This window comes from Pandoraea horticolens, assembly GCF_902459555.1.
Lineage (GTDB): Bacteria > Pseudomonadota > Gammaproteobacteria > Burkholderiales > Burkholderiaceae > Pandoraea > Pandoraea horticolens.
In genome coordinates, this window is record NZ_CABPSM010000011.1 from 50051 (window position 1) to 66025 (window position 15975).

The following is a 15975-nucleotide window of genomic DNA, read 5'->3' on the forward strand; positions in this document are numbered from 1 at the left end:
ATACGCGGCGCAGCGCTTCCGTGCCACACCGCTAGCCCATGATCGTGGGCACGTTGCCTTACTGCAGGATCTCGATGCGTTTCACGTCGATATCGTTCGGACGAAAGCGATGGCGGTCGACTTCGCCGGTAATGCGCACACGCGTCTTGTCGGTGATTTGCCGGTCGGCCGGCAGGTACTTGTCGTCGAGTTCGATTTCGATGGTCTTGCCGGTGTCGTCGCGGAACGTGTAGTGCTCGTGCTTGAGCCGGTTGACGATGTAGCCCTCGATCACGGCGACGGCGTCGTCGGGGGCGACCAGGGCATGCTCGACGGTCGAGACATTGGACGTCGCGGACGGCACGACCACGCTTCCGGTGGTTGCCACGCCGGCCGCCGGGCCCGTGTATTGCGCAATGGCAGGTGCCGCGCTTAGTACGCCGAGAAATGCCGCTGCCGCACAGAGAAGCGGCTTGAAACGATGGTTTTTGCCTGGCATGAGCGACGTTTCCTGATGCTTGTTAAGGAGAGGTCAGCTTAGCAGACGTCTGATCGGTGTCCGGTCACTTGGGCGGAAGGAAACTTCCAAAAGTGCTCGCGATACACGGCAAAACAGGAGGCACCCCCACCGGCGGCGTGCCGGTGGGGTGGGGCTCTCAGCCTTCGACGGGTTTGTCGGACTGGCCTTCCTTGTCCTCGAAGTTGAGCGAGGCCGAATTGATGCAATAACGCAGACCGGTCGGCTGTGGGCCGTCTTCGAACACATGTCCCAGGTGGGCGTCGCAGTTGTGACAACGTACTTCCACGCGCACCATGCCGTGGCTGTAGTCCATGACCTCGTCTATGCCGGCCTTGTCGAGGGGCGCCGAGTAGCTGGGCCAGCCGCAGCCCGCATCGAACTTCTCGGTCGATTCGAACAGCGGCGCACCGCAGCAGATACAGCGGTAGGTGCCGTCTTTCCAGTGATCCCAGTAACGGCCAGTGAACGCGCGCTCGGTGGCCGCATGGCGCGTGACCTGATATTCCACGTCGTCGAGTTGGGCGCGCCAGTCGGCGTCGTTCTTTTCCACTTTGCTCATGAGAGTCTCCTGAGGGGCAGCGGCCCCGGAGTTGCCGCCGCGCGTCGAATATTCGTCAGACCTTGCTCAGATGGGGGCGGCCCGCCGTTTTGCAATGCGCGGCAACGCGCCGCCGTCCACCGATGTCATGCTGTCGATCAGGACGAGCAACTGACTTCGAGTTGGTCGGCCCAGTCGGGCGGCAGCTCGGCGTAACGCTCGAATTCGGGTTGTTCGTCGTAAGGCCGCGAGAGCACGCGCAGCAGCGTGTCGACTTCCGAGAAGTCCTTCTCACCGGCACGCCGGATCGCGATTTCGGCCAGATGATTGCGCAGGATGTACTTCGGGTTGACGAGCCGCATGGCGACCGCGCGCTTGGCGTCGGTGCTCGCCTCGTGACGCAACCGTGCGCGGTAATCCACCGCCCAGGCATCGAACCCCGCACGGTCGATGAACATATCGCGTAGCGGGGCGTCGGTGGCCGGGTTCTCGAGTTCGAGCCCGGCGAGCGTGCGAAACAGGTGCGTGAAGTCGACGCGCCCCTCGTGCATCAGCTTGAACAGACGGTTGATGAGCGTTTCGTCGTCGGCATGCGACTCGCGCAACCCGAGCTTGGCACGCATGCGCAAATCGATTTCCTCTGCGAACCGCGTCTTGAACACGGGCAATACCGACTGCGCCTGTTCGATGGCCGCATCGCCCTCGCCGAACAACGGCAGTAAGGCTTGTGCGAGGCAGAACAGGTTCCAGTACGCGACGTTCGGCTGCGCCTGATAGGCGTACCGTCCCTGCGTGTCGGAGTGGTTGCAGATGTGATGTGCGTTGAAGCCGTCGAGAAAGCCGAACGGGCCGTAATCGATGGTCAGCCCGAGAATCGACATGTTGTCGGTGTTCATCACCCCGTGACAGAAGCCCACAGCCTGCCAATGCGCGACCATTTCCGCCGTGGCTTCGCACACGGCGCTGAGCAGTGCGAGGTACGGATTGGCTTCGTCGCGGCAGTGCGGGTAGTGATGATCGATGGTGAAGTCTGCGAGTTGACGCAGCGCTTCGTACTGATCGTTGGCCCAGAAGTGTTCGAAATGACCGAAACGAATGAAGCTCGGCGACAGGCGGGTAACGACGGCTGCCGTCTCGATGGTTTCGCGGCGTACAGGGGCGTCTGAGCCAATGACGCACAGCGCGCGTGTCGTCGGCACGCCGAGATGGAACATGGCTTCCGATCCGAGGAATTCCCGAATCGACGAGCGCAGCACGGCGCGCCCGTCGCCCATGCGCGAGTAGGGCGTCAGCCCACCTCCCTTGATCTGAATTTCCCAGCGTCCGCCGGGGCCATCCGATTCGCCGAGCAGCAACGCCCGGCCGTCACCCAGTTGACCGGCCCATACGCCGAACTGGTGGCCCGAATAGACACTGGCGAGCGGGTCGCCGCCAGGCAGCGGCGCATTGCCGGCAAAGGTGGCGAGAAACTCCGGATCGCGCGCCGCTTCGGGCGACCACCCGAGCAGGCGGGCGGCGTCGGCCGAAAAACCGACCAGATAAGGCGCAGGCAGTGGCTGAGGCGCGAGGCGCGTATAGAAGCTGTCGCCGAGCGACGCAAACCGGTTCGCCAAAGGCAGAGGTCCATATGGCTTGAGCGAAGCGGAAACTGAGGCGAGGGCGGGACGGTCGGTTGCCGACATTGGGGACGTTCCTGATGGTGAATAAACATTCTACTTGAGGTGTCCATCGCGCGCTGCCGGGTTGCGTACGCTGGCGTGGCCGCGCATCTGCTGCGCTGCACAAGCGATGGGCGTTGACCCGGCGAGCGTGCGCGTCAAGAATAAATCTCTGCGGCGGCAATGAACGTACACGTCAGACGTGCCACCACCCGTAGCACGAAATCTCGAACGCCCAAACGCTTAAACGCTTAAACGCTTAAACGCTATTTTCGACGTATCCCCGTCATTCCGGTTTTCCCGATTTTTTCTGGAGATTCGACGCATGGCAACACCGCTCCTCGGCCGGATGATGGCCGCGCCGCTCCTGATTTCCTCGTTGCTCACGCATGCCGCGCGTCACCACGGCGACACCGAGATCGTGTCGCGTCGCGTCGAAGGCGACATTCACCGCTACACCTGGCGCGACGCCGAGCAGCGCGCTCGCCAACTCGCGCAGGCGTTACGCCGCCTGGGCGTGGGCGATGGCGAGCGCGTAGGCACGCTGGCATGGAACGGCTATCGGCATCTTGAGCTGTACTACGCTGTCTCGGGCATGGGCAGTGTGGTTCACACCGTCAACCCGCGGCTGTTTCCCGAGCAGATCGCCTACATCGTCAATCACGCCGAAGATCGCTTCGTGGCGTTCGACATCAATTTCCTGCCGCTGATCGAGACGATTGCGCCACTGTGCCCAGACGTTCAGGGCTGGATCGCGATGACGGATCGCGCGCATCTGCCCGCATCCGGCCTGCCGTTACTGTGTTACGAGGATTTGGTTGCCGCTGAGGATGGCAATTTCGCGTGGCCGTCAATGGACGAATCCACGGCGTCGGGCCTTTGCTACACGTCGGGTACGACGGGGAATCCGAAAGGGGTGCTGTACAGCCACCGCTCCACGGTGCTGCATGCCTTCGGCGCTTCGCTGCCGGATGCGATGGCGATGTCGGCACGCGACGCCGTGCTGCCCGTGGTGCCGATGTTCCACGTGAACGCGTGGGGCCTGCCATATTCCAGCGCGCTCGTCGGCGCGAAGCTCGTGTTCCCAGGCAAGGATCTCGACGGCAAGTCGTTGTACGAACTGTTCGAGGCCGAGGGCGTAACGTTCTCCGCCGGGGTGCCCACGGTCTGGCTGGGGCTGCTGACGTACGTGAAATCCGTCGGTGCGCGCTTCTCGACGTTGGAACGCACGGTGATCGGTGGATCGGCCTGTCCGCCGGCCATGCTCCAGACCTTCGAGAAAGATTATGGGGTGCGTGTCATCCACGCGTGGGGTATGACCGAGATGTCGCCGCTCGGCACGCTATGTCATCTGCGCAAACATCATCGCGATCTGCCGGCCGACGCGCAGCAGCACATTCTGGAAAAACAAGGGACGGCGATCTACGGTGTCGACCTGAAAATTGTCGGGCCCGAGGGTGAAGAGCTGCCTTGGGACGGCAAGGCGTTTGGCGATTTGCACGCGCGCGGGCCGTGGGTGCTGGAGCGCTATTTCGGCTCGGATGAGTCGCCGCTGGCCGACGGCTGGTTTCCGACCGGGGATGTGGCCACGATCGATGCCGAAGGTTATGTGCAGATCACCGACCGCAGCAAGGACGTCATTAAATCGGGCGGCGAGTGGATCAGCTCCATCGATGTGGAGAACGTCGCCATGGCACATCCGGAGATACACGAGGCGGCCTGCATTGCCATTCGCCACCCGAAGTGGGAAGAGCGGCCATTGCTGGTCGTGGTTCGCAAGCCGGGCTCGACGCTGACTCGCGAGGACGTTCTGGCGTTCTATGAAGGGCGCGTCGTGAAATGGTGGATCCCCGATGACGTGGTGTTCGTCGACGAGATTCCCCATACGGCGACCGGAAAGATGCTCAAGCTCAAACTGCGCGAGAAGTTCCGTAGCTATCAGCCGGCGTCCTAGATTCTTGGTCATGGCGTCCGTCATGGCTGCGGCATCCGCAGGGAACCCGCTCGGAAACGTCTGAGCGAGTGTGCGGACGCCGCCGGAAATCCAGCAGCGACGCCGCTTTTCGGGCGATCCCGGGTCATTTCGGCCCTACGTCCCCTCTATAATGTGAGCCTGAATTTCCTCCGATGCGGCAGTCTCTGCCGCGTCTTCATTGGCTTTCGAAGGAGACGGCGTGCATCTGCTGAGTGCCACTGCGGGCCTCGTGCTTGTGAATGGCGTGAGCTATGGCTTGCTGCTGTTCATGCTGTCTGGCGGCCTCACGTTGATCTTCAGCATGCTGGGCGTGCTGAATTTTGCGCACGCCAGCTTCTACATGCTGGGGGCGTATTTTGCGTATACGTTATCGGCGGCGGTGGGTTTCTGGCCGGCGCTGGTTGCGGCGCCGCTGATCGTTGGGGTGATCGGCGCGGCTTTCGAGCGGGGCGTGTTGCGGCGGTTGCGCACGCGCGGTGTGCTGGCGGAACTGCTCGCCACGTTCGGGCTGGCCTACATCGTGGTGGAGCTGGTGCAACTCGCCTGGGGCCGCGGGCCGGTCGATTACGGTGTGCCCGTGGCCTTTGAAGGCATGCTGGTTCATGTGGCGGGCATCGCCGTGCCTGCGTACCGGTTGTTTCTGATGGGACTGGCGTGTGCGATCGCCCTGCTGGTGTGGGTGGCGTTTCGCGCCACACGGGCCGGACTGATCTTACAGGCGGCATTGTCGCAACCGGCAATGACACAGGCCCTTGGTTATGACGTGCCTGCGCTTTACACGGGGGTGTTTGCGTGCGGCGCGGCGCTGGCGGCGCTCGCCGGGGCGGCCGGGGGTAATGTGCTGGTGACTGAGCCGGGTATGGCGGCAACGGTCGGCAGCGTAGTGTTCGTGGTGGTCGTTGTCGGCGGACTCGGTTCGCTGGGCGGTGCATTCGTCGCGTCGCTGCTTATCGGGCTGTTGCAGACATGGGCCGTCACGAGCGATGCCAGCCTGGCCCAATGGTGGCCTCAAAGTGCGGCGGGAGCGGGGAACGCACGGGGCACACTGGATGCGTTCTGGGCCGCTGTTGCGCCGATGTCGCATCTGACCGTAGCGCAGCTCGCGCCTGCGGTGCCATATTTGCTCATGGTGGCGGTGCTGCTTTGGCGTCCGCGCGGACTCTTCGGCGTTCGGGAGGGGTAATGGACAACGTTATCGCCAGTTCGTCAGCGGCCGTACCGGCGTCGTGGCGTCGCCGGGCAGTCATGTGGTTGGTCTTTGCAGCCATCCTTGGTCTGGCCCCCTGGTGTTTTCCCTCCGACACAGCGCTCACCTTGATGACGCAGATGGGGACCGCGGCCATTCTCGCCTTGTCGTTCAATCTTCTGCTCGGCTCGACGGGCTTGTTGAGTTTTTGCCATGCGACGTACGCGGGCGTCGGTGCCTACGCGGGCGTGTGGTGTATGAATCGTATCGGCGTTCAGGGGCTGCCTGTGTCGATGGCCCTTGTCCCGGTTGCCGGTGCTGTCGCGGGGGGCATGGCCGGCGCCACGCTGGGGTATGTCACCACGCGTCGCGCAGGCATGACGTTCGCCATGATTACGCTCGGTGTGGCAGAGCTTGTCTGGGTGATGGCCGCGATGATGCCCGAATGGTTCGGCGGCGAACGCGGCATTCCGACCGACCGGACACTCGGTGCCGCATGGTTCGGGGTGACATTCGCGACGCAGCGCGAGGTCTACGCGCTGGTAGCGGTGTGGTTGTTCGTTTGTGCGGCTCTGATGTACGGCGTCACGCGCACGCCGTTGGGATTTCTGGCTCGCGCGGTACGCGATAACCCTGTGCGTGCTGCCTTCCTTGGGCAATCGCCAGCGGCAGTGCGGTATCGCATGCAGATCATCGCTGCGGCTTTTGCCGGGGTGGCGGGCGCGTTGGGCGCATTGAATTTCGAACTGGTCAGTGCCGACACCTTCAGCCTGGAGCGCTCCGGCATAGTGCTCGTCTTCACCGTGCTTGGCGGTACGGCGTATTTCGCGGGGCCGATGCTGGGGGCTGTCGTCGGCGTGTTCGCAACGGTCGTGCTGGCAACGCTGACACGGGCTTGGCAACTCTATCTGGGGTTGGGGTTTCTGGCGGTCGTGGTATTCGCGCCGGGGGGTATCGCCGGGTTGATTTCGGTTCACGTGCACGCCTGGCGCGCCGGCATGGCCCGCGCATTGTGGCAGCCCTACGCGGCTGTCTGCGTTGGCTTGGCGCTAGTCGTCGGCGGGCTGATCGGCATCGTGGAAATGACCTACGGTGCGCGTCTCGCGAGCGACGCGGCGCGGGCTGTGACGCAGGGGTGGAGCGCACATGCGGGGGCGGTGGCATGGGGTACGGCGGCCGCGGTTGTCGTCGGTGGCCTCGCCATCGCGACGTTCGCGGGACGTCATTTGCGGCGCAAGGCGGCGAGCACGGGAGTTCGCGTGGGGAACGGCGATGAGTGAAGCCGACAAGTGTGCCCGCTCGTCCAGCCAGGCGCTCAGCGTGAGAGGGGTGCACAAATCGTTCGGACGCACGCAGGTGCTGTGCGGTGTCGATTTGACACTTGCGCCGGGTGAGCGGCTTGCGATCATCGGACCCAACGGCGCGGGCAAAAGCACGTTGTTCGATGTCATGACAGGCAGAACGCGGCCCGACCACGGGCGTGTCCTGCTGCACGCGCGAGACGTCACCGGCCGCGCGCCGCATGTCATCAGCCGGCTTGGTCTGTCACGCAGTTTCCAGACGTCTCAGTTGTTCTTGCAGATGAGCGTCATCGACCATCTGCGCTGTGCGGGGCTTTGGCCGGACGGCCATCGCTATACGTTCTGGCGCCGAATGCGCGGATTGGACGACGTTACCCGGCGAAGCGAGCTTTGGCTCAAGCGCCTCGGTCTGGAGGCGCGGCGCGATGTTCCGGCGGGCGCACTGAGCTACGCCGAGCAACGCGTACTCGAAGTCGGCTTGTGCGCGGCGTCGGCGGGCAGCGTCATGTTGCTGGACGAGCCCACGGCGGGCATGAGTCAGTCGGAGTCTGCTCATATGGTGGCGCTTATCGCCGAACTCAGCCGGGGACGCTCGCTGCTGATGATCGAGCACGACATGCAGGTCGTCTTTTCATTGGCCGACCGGATTGCGGTACTGGCGCGCGGCGCGATCATTGCGTGCGATACGCCTGCACGAATTCGTGCGCATCCCGATGTGCGTACGGCGTATCTCGGGGATTATGCAGACGCTTTTGCGGAGCCATACCTCGAGGAGGCGCACGATGCTTGAACTGATCGATGTCAGGGCCGGTTACGGCGGGAGCCGCGTGCTGCATGGCGTGACGATGCGCGTCGGGCCCGGCGAGATCGTGGCTGTCCTCGGGCGTAACGGCGCCGGGCGCTCCACGCTCGCTCGCGCAATCATGGGGCAGTTGCCTCGTGACGGGGAAATTCGCTGGCGCGGGCAGTCGCTGGCCTCGCTTGCGCCGCATCAAATTGCGCGACTGGGCGTCGGCTACGTGCCGGAAACACGAGATGTCTTCGGGCCATTGACGGTCACGCAGAATCTGCTGCTGGGGCAGCGTGAGCGCAAAACCCGAGGGGGGCGACGCGCCGGCGGGATCGACCGGACGCTTACGCTTGCCGAAGCTTTCGAGCGCTTCGAGGAACTGGCGCCACGTCGTGACGCGCCCGCCGCTTCGTTGTCCGGTGGCGAACAACAATTGCTTTCGCTGTGCCGGGCGATGATGGCGGGGCCCGACTTGCTGATCGTCGATGAGCCGACCGAAGGACTGGCCCCCAGGGTGGTGGCACGCATCGGCCGGATTCTGACCGATTTGCGGGCGACGGGCGTGGCGATCCTGCTGATCGAGCAGAAGCTGTCGCTCGCGCTCGGTTGCGCGCAGCGCGTCGCGGTGATGGGGCGGGGCACACTCGTCTTCGAGGGGCCGCCCGACGCGCTGGCGGCCGCGCCAGCGATTCGCGGCGAATGGCTTGAGGTGTAGCGCTGCGCTAGAATCGCACGATCGTCTTGCCGCAGCCGGCGCGCTCGCGGCGCCCCCAACGACGCACACAATATTAGGAACGAGACAACGATGAGCACGGCTTATGAGGTTCGTGACGGCGTGGCCGTCATCACACTGGAAAATCCCCCGGTGAATGGTCTGGGACATGCCACGCGCTCAGGCATCGCCGAGGGCATCGCGAAAGCCCAGGCCGACGCTCAGGTGCGTGCTGTGGTGCTGATCGGTGGGGGCAAGGCCTTTTCCGGTGGCGCCGATATTCGTGAGTTCAATACGCCGAAGGCGACGCAAAGCCCGTTGCTGGTCGACGTCATTGCCGCGCTCGACGCTTGCGTCAAGCCCGTTATCGCGGCAGTCCACGCCGTTGCGATGGGCGGTGGTCTCGAATTGGCGCTCGCGTGCCACTATCGTGTGGCATTGCCGGGTGCGCAGATTGCATTGCCTGAGGTGAAGCTGGGCCTGCTGCCCGGTGCAGGCGGTACGCAACGTCTGCCGCGCGCCATCGGTGTGGCGCGGGCACTCGATATGGTGGTTTCCGGCCGTATCGTGAAGTCCGAAACGCTCGTCGGCACGCTCTTCTCGAAGCTGATCGAGGGCAACCATGACGATCTCTTGGCCGGCGCCATCGCGCTCGCCAACGAGATCGCCTCACAAGGAGGCAAGTTGCCGCGTCTGCGCGACGTCGCCATAGAGGATACCGACGGTGCGGGCCAGGCTGCCATCGACGCCGCACGAGAGAAGGTGCAACGCGAGCAACCCCATTTCCCCGCGCCGCATAAATGCGTGGCAGCAGTCGAAGCGGCGTTGCAACGCCCGTTCGACGACGGGGTGAAGTTCGAGCGCGAGTGCTTTGTGGCGCTGGTCAGTTCGCCGGAGTCGAAGGCATTGCGTCACGCGTTTCTTGGCGAGCGCGCGGCAGCCAAAATTGCCGATGTGCCTGACGATACGCCGGTGCGCAACATCGAGCGAGTGGCCGTCATCGGTGCCGGCACGATGGGCAGCGGCATTGCGATGACCTTTGCCAATGCCGGGATTCCGGTCACGTTGGTCGACACGACGGAGGCGGCATTGGCACGCGGCGTCGAGTCGGTGCACGGCAATTACGCGCGCGCAGTCAACCGGGGCAAGCTCGCTGCCGATGAGGCAGAGAAGCGCCTGGCTCGCATTCACGGCAGTACCGATTTTGCGTCGGTGGCCGACGCCGATCTGATTGTCGAAGCGGTGTTCGAGGACATGGCCATCAAGCAGGTGGTGTTCCGCGAACTCGATAAGGTGGCCAAGCACGGTGCGATTCTGGCGTCGAACACGTCGACACTCGATCTCGATGCACTGGCCGCAACCACGTCGCGGGCGCAGGACGTCATCGGCATGCATTTCTTCAGCCCGGCCAATGTCATGCGTTTGCTTGAGGTGGTGCGCGGCGAGCACACGGGGAAGGATGTGCTGGCGACAGTCATGAAACTGGCCAAGCGAATCGGCAAGCTCGCTGTCGTTGCGCGCGTGTGCGATGGCTTCATTGGCAATCGCATGCTCGAGCCGTATTTCAAGCAGTCTCAATGGATGGTCGAACAGGGTGCGACGCCCGCACAGGTCGATGCCGCCATCGAGCGCTTCGGTTTCGCGATGGGTCCGTTCCGTACGAGCGATCTGGCCGGCAATGATGTCAGTTGGGCGATCCGCAAGCGTCGTCACGCAGAACATCCGGGCATTGTGTATCCCAGGATTGCCGATGTCGTTTGCGAAGCAGGGCGCTATGGCCAGAAATCGCACGCTGGCTGGTACGACTATGCCGAGGGCGATCGCACGCCACGCGAGTCGGCCAAGATCGCGCAAATGCTCGACGACTATCGCAAGGCGAACGGCATTGCGCCGCGGGTGTTCTCGGACGACGAAATTGTCGAGCGCCTTGTCTATGCGCTGGTGAACGAAGGGGCGAAGGTGTTGGCCGATGGAACGGCAGCGCGTGCGTCCGATATCGACATGGTGTATCTGAACGGCTACGGCTTCCCGCTATGGCGTGGCGGGCCGATGCTCTATGCCGACATGGTCGGGCTCGACAAGGTGCTCGCGCGTGTGTGCGCGTTCGAGCAGGGCGAGCACGGTGAGGACTGGAAGCCGGCCGCGCGGCTTGTCGAGTTGGCGGAAGCCGGCAAGCGTTTCAACGGGTGAGCCACCCGAATGCGATAGGGATCTTGCCGGGACACTGGCGCCACGGCGAAGTGTGCTGACCAAATCGCTGGAAAAGATGAGGGGCAATGAAATGAAGCCGATGGACGAAGTGTTACTCGTGATCGATGTGCAAAACGATTTCATGCCCGGCGGCGCGTTGGCCGTGCCCCACGGCGACGAGGTGGTTCCGGCGATCAATGCGCTCGCGGGGAAATTCGCCCATGTGGTGTTGACACAGGATTGGCATCCGGCCGGACATGTGTCGTTTGCCGAAAATCACGAGGGGCGTCGACCATTCGAGACCATTGCACTGTCGTATGGCGAGCAGGTTTTGTGGCCGGCACACTGCGTGCAGGATACGCCCGGTGCCGCGTTGCATGCGAATCTGCACGTTCCGCACGCGCAGGCCGTGGTGCGCAAGGGGTATCAGGCCAATGTCGATAGTTATTCGGCGTTTCTCGACGCGGATCGCAAGACGCCGACCGGGCTGGCGGGCTACTTGCGGGACAAGGGCGTGAGACGTGTGCACTGTGTTGGGCTGGCGACGGATTTTTGCGTGGCGTGGAGCGCGCTAGATGCCAAGGCGGCGGGCTTCGACGTTTGCGTGATTGAGCACGCGTGCCGTGCCATCGATCTGGATGGTTCGCTCGCGAAGGCGTGGGCGTCGTTGGCGACCGCAGGTGTGTCGCGTGAGTAGGTGGCAGGTGCTGTTTGAATTCCAGACGCAGCGCATGGCGCGTTGCGTCGCCAGGTGAAGAGATGACGATGGACAAGTTTTACCGTAATGGCCATTGTGGCCGGAGTCTGCGATGAGTGCGCTCTCGATCCGTTCGGGTTTTATCGATCTTCTCGGCATTGAGCTGCTGAGTGCCGAAAGGGGGGAGTCCGAGTTGCGGCTCTCACTGGCGCCTCAACATCTCAATAGCTGGGAGGTGATGCACGGGGGCGTGACGATGGCGATGCTGGATGTCGCGCTGAGCACCGCTTGCCGGAGCGTGGCGCCGGAAGGTTCCGGCGTGGTGACCATCGAGATGAAGACGAGCTTCATGCAGCCGGGCACCGGCGAGATGCGTGCCTTTGGCCGTCTGTTGCATCGCTCTACGACGATGGCCTACTGTGAAGGCGAGGTGCGCGACGCCAACGACAAGCTCGTGGCCAAGGCGATGGGTACGTTTAAGTATTTGCGCCGTCTTGCGGTCGGACGCGATGTCCGTGAGCAGCGACGTCCCGACGACCCGCGCGGCGACTGACACCCATCAGGCAGGTGTGCCGCGTGTTGACGCCGCCATCGCCGGGTAACGCGAATGTAGCAGGTGGCGACACCGCTGCCGCAACCAATGCAGCTAATGCCGCGAATGCGGAGGGAATGCCATGACGATCAATCGCCAGATTCTGCTGGTCTCGCGCCCCAAGGGCGAACCCACGCTGGACAACTTTCACCTGGCCGCACCGGAGCTGCCGGAGCTTGGCGAAGGACAGGTATTGGTGCGTAATTTCTATCTTTCACTCGACCCGTACATGCGCGGCCGGATGAACGACGCCAAGTCGTATGCCCCGCCGCAGCCGCTTGACACGGTCATGATCGGTGCGACCGTCGGCGAGGTGATCGAATCGCGTCATCCCGACTGGCAGCCGGGCGATGCCGTCACCGCCATGTTCGGCTGGCAGGAGTACGGCATTTCGGATGGCAGCAACCTGCGTCGTCTCCATGACGCGCGTGTGCCGATGAGCGCCTATCTGGGGGCGGCCGGCATGCCAGGCGTGACGGCATGGTATGGCCTGAACCGCATCATCGCGCCGAAAGCGGGGGAGACGGTGGCGGTCAGCGCGGCCTCTGGCGCGGTGGGCAGCGTGGTCGGTCAACTGGCCAAACGTGCTGGGTGCCGTGTGATCGGGATTGCCGGCGGTGAGCAGAAGTGCGCCTATGCCGTCGAGGCGTTGGGCTTCGATGCCTGCGTCGATTACAAGGCGGGCAATCTGGACAATGCGTTGCGCGTAGCGGCGCCGGATGGGATCGACGGCCACTTCGAGAACGTCGGTGGTGACGTATTGGATGCCGTCATGCGCAATCTCAACCCGCATTCGCGCATCGCACTGTGCGGCATGATTTCCGGCTACAACGGCAAACCTATTCCGATGAAGCATCCGGCGCTGCTGCTGACGAACCGGGTGCGGCTCGAAGGCTTCATCGTGAGCGAGCACATGGATGTCTGGCCGAAGGCGCTTAGGGCGTTGACCGACGCGATCGCCGTCGGCGAGTTGCGGTATCGCGAGACGATGGCGCAAGGCATCGAGAACGCGCCCGCCGCGTTCCTCGGCCTGCTCAAGGGAGAGAATTTCGGGAAGCAGATTGTACGGCTGGTGTAGCGCGGGATTTGTTAAAAATTCATCAAGTATCCCTGAATTTCAGGAGTATTGTGCTCTGCGTCCTTTCCAGGGACTAAGGCAGTTGGCACAATAGCGGGATTCCATCAGATCAACCGCCCGAACGGTATCCGCTATTGTGACCACAGCCGCCAACCCGACTCCCGTGTCATCCGCAAAGGCATTCGTTCCCGAGACCCGCTTCGGGAACTGGTTTCTCAAGACCTACACCTGGCGTCATCACGTGCTGCGCGTGGCGATCGAGGATTTGTTGCGGCTAGCGCGCGGCACGGTGCCACCGTCACCTGTCGTGCTCGATGCCGGATGCGGTCACGGACAGTCGCTACCGTTATTGCATCGCTATTTCGCGCCGTCGCGTCTGATCGGGGTTGACTGCTTTGCGCCGGCGCTGGCGGAGGCGCAGATCCATGCGCGAGACGCCGGTATCGCGGTCGAACTGCAATCGGGCGACTGTTCCGCCCTTCCTTTGTCCGATGCCAGTTGCGATATCGTTTTCTGCCATCAGACGTTCCATCATCTCGTCTATCAGGAAGCCGCGCTGGCCGAGTTCTATCGTGTGCTCAAGCCGGGTGGCCTGCTTTGTTTCGCCGAATCGACGGAAGCATACATTCGTTCATGGGTGATCAGATTGCTGTTCCGGCATCCGATGCACGTTCAGCGCAGCGCCGAAGGTTACCTCGATATGATTCGTGATGCGGGGTTTACGTTCGAGCGCGAAAACGTCTCCTACCCGTACCTGTGGTGGAGTCGAGCCAAGGACTTCGGGTTGCTCGAACGGCTGAAGTTGCAGCGACGCCGCGTGTTTGGCGAGCGCGAGGAGACGCTGGTCAACGTTGTCGCGAGAAAACCGTTGACGTAACCCTCCGGGGCTAACGGCGCTTCACTGACGCTGCCTCGGATTTTCCGCAGACCCCCGCCTCAGAGACGTGCGAGCGTGAGCGCGCCGTAGGTGCCGCCAAAGCCGAACGTATTGATCAGTGCGCTGCGGGCGGCGTGTTCACGGGTCGCTGTCCAGATCGGATAAGGCGCGGCTTCCGGGGCCACGCAGTCGATGTTGGCCGCGCCTGGGACAAAACCCTCCTGCATCGCCCAGATCGCACACGCGATCTGCATTGCGCCTGCCGCCGCGACCGTGTGTCCCGTGAGTCCTTTGATCGAGGTGACGGCGGGCAATTCGGCCATCCCGCCGAAGGCGTCTGCCAGAGCCGCCAGTTCGGCGATGTCACCCTCGATCGAACCATTAGCGTGTGCGCTGACGAAGCTGGGCGGCGCGGCAAGATCCTGACACGCGGCTTTCACGACGTTGCTCATCGTGGCGATGTCGACGCCGAATGCGTGCGACGCGCAGGTCGCAGCCCCCACCCCCGTAATTTCGGCAAGCGGACGCGCATCGCGCGCCTCGGCATGGGCGAGGGTTTCGAGAACGAGGATGGCGGCGCCGCCCCCGAGTACAAAGCCGTCGCGCTCGGCGTCAAATGGCCGGGAGGCTTGCTGCGGCGTCGCGTTGTGCGCTCGGGAGAGCACCCCCATCGCGTCGAAACACATTGCCGCGCCCCAGGGCGCTTCCTCACTGCCGCCGGCCAGCATCACATCTTGCCTTCCGAGACGCAGCAGATCGACCGCATGTCCCACGCAATGAATCGATGTCGAGCATGCTGACGAAATGGCATATCCCACGCCGCGCAGGTCAAAAAGGGCAGACAACGCGGCCTGCGCCGTGCTCGACATGGCACGCGGCACGACATAGGGCAGTACGCGTGTCGCGCCGCTCTCCCGCGCGACATCCAGCGCCTCTTCGAAGTCTTTCATCGCCCCGGTACCGGAGCCGACGACGACGCCACATCGTCCACTGCTCAACGTCGTGGCCTCGAGTCCGGCGTCCGCCACGGCGCGCAGGGCTGCATGGCTCGCATACAGCGCCGTGTCGCCCATGAAGCGTCGCAGCTTGCGAGGCAAAACGGTGTCGTCGAGCGACCCGGCATGCGGCCGCCCTGTGATCGTGCTGCGCAAGCCATGAGCGACATAGTCGGGGGCTTCATGCACGCCGCTCTTCCGGTGGCGCAAGGCGTCGACGACAGCCTCGCGCGAGTGACCTGCGGCAGATACTATCCCGAGGCCAGTGACCACGACTCTGGCCAATCCGTCGGGGCGATGAAAGCGGGACATCAGAGGCGACGCAGTTCCGCGTTGATGTCATGGATGAGCGTATCGACCCAGCGGTTGTAGTTGGGGTGGATCACGGGGGTATTGGCGGGCGGGGTGTTGTTGAAGTCCTCGCGGCGCGGCGAGACGTTCGGTACGCTCGAGAGCTGATATTCGAGATTGGTGCTGTCGCGATAGGTCACCGAATACGCCGTTTCGCTGTACTTGATCGTCACCGACGCGTAGTGCTTGTTGCGCACATTGAGTGAGGCGACGAGTTCCCCCGGTTTTCCCGGACTGGCGACCCAGTCGTGCACTGCGGCGCCACGCGTAATGGCCCCACGGATCTCATCGAGTGAGAGCGTCTTGCCGCTTCCCGAGACGATAGGAATGTTCTCGTGCGGCACGATCGGCACCGGCGGGCGTGCGGCATGTGCGGCGGGGCCGAACATTGCCGTCACGGTGACGGCGAGCGATGCGGCGAGCAGGCGTCGACGAGTCTGCATGTTTTCTCCATTTGAGTTGTGTGTGACTTCGCGTGGCGCGTCGCTTGTCGCAAACGGCGAGCGCCACGGTCAGTCGTTGAGTTACCGACTTGA

General features: G+C 63.4%; 15 protein-coding genes. 10 read left to right on the plus strand and 5 right to left on the minus strand.

The window, feature by feature from the left end; translation table 11 throughout:
• Positions 1–58: 58 nt before the first annotated feature.
• The 3 genes from PHO31112_RS17735 to PHO31112_RS17745 all read right to left on the minus strand — a co-directional run bounded on the left by PHO31112_RS17735 (position 59) and on the right by PHO31112_RS17745 (position 2719).
• Positions 59–478, minus strand: a complete 420-nt coding sequence (locus tag PHO31112_RS17735; RefSeq protein WP_150621683.1) for a YgiW/YdeI family stress tolerance OB fold protein — start codon at positions 476–478, stop codon at positions 59–61.
• 157 nt (positions 479–635) lie between these two features.
• On the minus strand, positions 636–1058 hold the full coding sequence (gene msrB / locus PHO31112_RS17740; RefSeq protein ID WP_150621684.1) for a peptide-methionine (R)-S-oxide reductase MsrB: 423 nt from the start codon (positions 1056–1058) through the stop codon (positions 636–638).
• A gap of 137 nt (positions 1059–1195) precedes the next feature.
• Positions 1196–2719, minus strand: a complete 1524-nt coding sequence (locus PHO31112_RS17745) for a protein adenylyltransferase SelO (protein ID WP_150621685.1) — start codon at positions 2717–2719, stop codon at positions 1196–1198.
• Positions 2720–3020: 301 nt separating this feature from the next.
• Here PHO31112_RS17745 and PHO31112_RS17750 point away from each other — a divergent pair, with 301 nt between their 5' ends.
• The 10 genes from PHO31112_RS17750 to PHO31112_RS17795 all read left to right on the plus strand — a co-directional run bounded on the left by PHO31112_RS17750 (position 3021) and on the right by PHO31112_RS17795 (position 14093).
• The gene (locus PHO31112_RS17750; RefSeq protein ID WP_150621686.1) at positions 3021–4649 is read left to right on the plus strand and encodes a 3-(methylthio)propionyl-CoA ligase; all 1629 of its coding nucleotides are present in this window, start codon (positions 3021–3023) and stop codon (positions 4647–4649) included.
• Positions 4650–4869: 220 nt separating this feature from the next.
• Positions 4870–5853: a branched-chain amino acid ABC transporter permease gene (locus PHO31112_RS17755; protein ID WP_150621687.1), complete on the plus strand. Its 984-nt coding sequence runs from the start codon at positions 4870–4872 to the stop codon at positions 5851–5853.
• Positions 5853–7136: a branched-chain amino acid ABC transporter permease gene (locus PHO31112_RS17760; RefSeq protein ID WP_150621688.1), complete on the plus strand. Its 1284-nt coding sequence runs from the start codon at positions 5853–5855 to the stop codon at positions 7134–7136. The genes PHO31112_RS17755 and PHO31112_RS17760 overlap by 1 nt, the downstream gene beginning before the upstream one ends.
• Entirely contained in the window at positions 7129–7947 is an 819-nt protein-coding gene (locus PHO31112_RS17765; RefSeq protein ID WP_150621689.1) for an ABC transporter ATP-binding protein, read from the plus strand. Before PHO31112_RS17760 ends, PHO31112_RS17765 begins: the two co-directional genes overlap by 8 nt.
• Entirely contained in the window at positions 7940–8662 is a 723-nt protein-coding gene (locus PHO31112_RS17770) for an ABC transporter ATP-binding protein (protein WP_150621690.1), read from the plus strand. Before PHO31112_RS17765 ends, PHO31112_RS17770 begins: the two co-directional genes overlap by 8 nt.
• Before the next feature lie 90 nt (positions 8663–8752).
• A complete protein-coding gene (locus PHO31112_RS17775) occupies positions 8753–10849 on the plus strand; it encodes a 3-hydroxyacyl-CoA dehydrogenase NAD-binding domain-containing protein (protein ID WP_150621691.1) in 2097 nt (698 codons plus the stop codon).
• 91 nt (positions 10850–10940) lie between these two features.
• The gene (pncA, locus tag PHO31112_RS17780) at positions 10941–11546 is read left to right on the plus strand and encodes a bifunctional nicotinamidase/pyrazinamidase (RefSeq protein WP_150621692.1); all 606 of its coding nucleotides are present in this window, start codon (positions 10941–10943) and stop codon (positions 11544–11546) included.
• A 112-nt stretch (positions 11547–11658) separates the two neighbouring features.
• Positions 11659–12099, plus strand: coding sequence for a PaaI family thioesterase (locus PHO31112_RS17785; RefSeq protein ID WP_150621693.1), 441 nt, complete (start codon positions 11659–11661; stop codon positions 12097–12099).
• Positions 12100–12220: 121 nt separating this feature from the next.
• Positions 12221–13216, plus strand: a complete 996-nt coding sequence (locus tag PHO31112_RS17790) for an NADP-dependent oxidoreductase (RefSeq protein ID WP_150621694.1) — start codon at positions 12221–12223, stop codon at positions 13214–13216.
• A gap of 163 nt (positions 13217–13379) precedes the next feature.
• Entirely contained in the window at positions 13380–14093 is a 714-nt protein-coding gene (locus PHO31112_RS17795) for a class I SAM-dependent methyltransferase (protein WP_150621695.1), read from the plus strand.
• Positions 14094–14152: 59 nt separating this feature from the next.
• Here PHO31112_RS17795 and PHO31112_RS17800 read toward each other — a convergent pair whose 3' ends face one another.
• Entirely contained in the window at positions 14153–15400 is a 1248-nt protein-coding gene (locus PHO31112_RS17800) for a beta-ketoacyl-[acyl-carrier-protein] synthase family protein (RefSeq protein ID WP_150621696.1), read from the minus strand.
• Positions 15400–15882 carry a hypothetical protein gene (locus PHO31112_RS17805; protein ID WP_150621697.1) on the minus strand — a complete coding sequence of 161 codons (483 nt, stop codon included), beginning with the start codon at positions 15880–15882 and terminating at the stop codon, positions 15400–15402. Before PHO31112_RS17805 ends, PHO31112_RS17800 begins: the two co-directional genes overlap by 1 nt.
• Between the last annotated feature and the right edge of the window lie 93 nt (positions 15883–15975).

Excerpts from the sequence above, each read along its gene's own strand:
- PHO31112_RS17735 (WP_150621683.1), bottom strand. The coding sequence starts at position 478 with ATGCCAGGCAAAAACCATCGTTTCAAGCCGCTTCTCTGTGCGGCAGCG.
- msrB (WP_150621684.1), bottom strand. The coding sequence starts at position 1,058 with ATGAGCAAAGTGGAAAAGAACGACGCCGACTGGCGCGCCCAACTCGAC.
- PHO31112_RS17745 (WP_150621685.1), bottom strand. The coding sequence starts at position 2,719 with ATGTCGGCAACCGACCGTCCCGCCCTCGCCTCAGTTTCCGCTTCGCTC.
- PHO31112_RS17750 (WP_150621686.1), top strand. The coding sequence starts at position 3,021 with ATGGCAACACCGCTCCTCGGCCGGATGATGGCCGCGCCGCTCCTGATT.
- PHO31112_RS17760 (WP_150621688.1), top strand. The coding sequence starts at position 5,853 with ATGGACAACGTTATCGCCAGTTCGTCAGCGGCCGTACCGGCGTCGTGG.
- PHO31112_RS17765 (WP_150621689.1), top strand. The coding sequence starts at position 7,129 with ATGAGTGAAGCCGACAAGTGTGCCCGCTCGTCCAGCCAGGCGCTCAGC.
- PHO31112_RS17770 (WP_150621690.1), top strand. The coding sequence starts at position 7,940 with ATGCTTGAACTGATCGATGTCAGGGCCGGTTACGGCGGGAGCCGCGTG.
- PHO31112_RS17775 (WP_150621691.1), top strand. The coding sequence starts at position 8,753 with ATGAGCACGGCTTATGAGGTTCGTGACGGCGTGGCCGTCATCACACTG.
- pncA (WP_150621692.1), top strand. The coding sequence starts at position 10,941 with ATGAAGCCGATGGACGAAGTGTTACTCGTGATCGATGTGCAAAACGAT.
- PHO31112_RS17785 (WP_150621693.1), top strand. The coding sequence starts at position 11,659 with ATGAGTGCGCTCTCGATCCGTTCGGGTTTTATCGATCTTCTCGGCATT.
- PHO31112_RS17790 (WP_150621694.1), top strand. The coding sequence starts at position 12,221 with ATGACGATCAATCGCCAGATTCTGCTGGTCTCGCGCCCCAAGGGCGAA.
- PHO31112_RS17800 (WP_150621696.1), bottom strand. The coding sequence starts at position 15,400 with ATGTCCCGCTTTCATCGCCCCGACGGATTGGCCAGAGTCGTGGTCACT.
- PHO31112_RS17805 (WP_150621697.1), bottom strand. The coding sequence starts at position 15,882 with ATGCAGACTCGTCGACGCCTGCTCGCCGCATCGCTCGCCGTCACCGTG.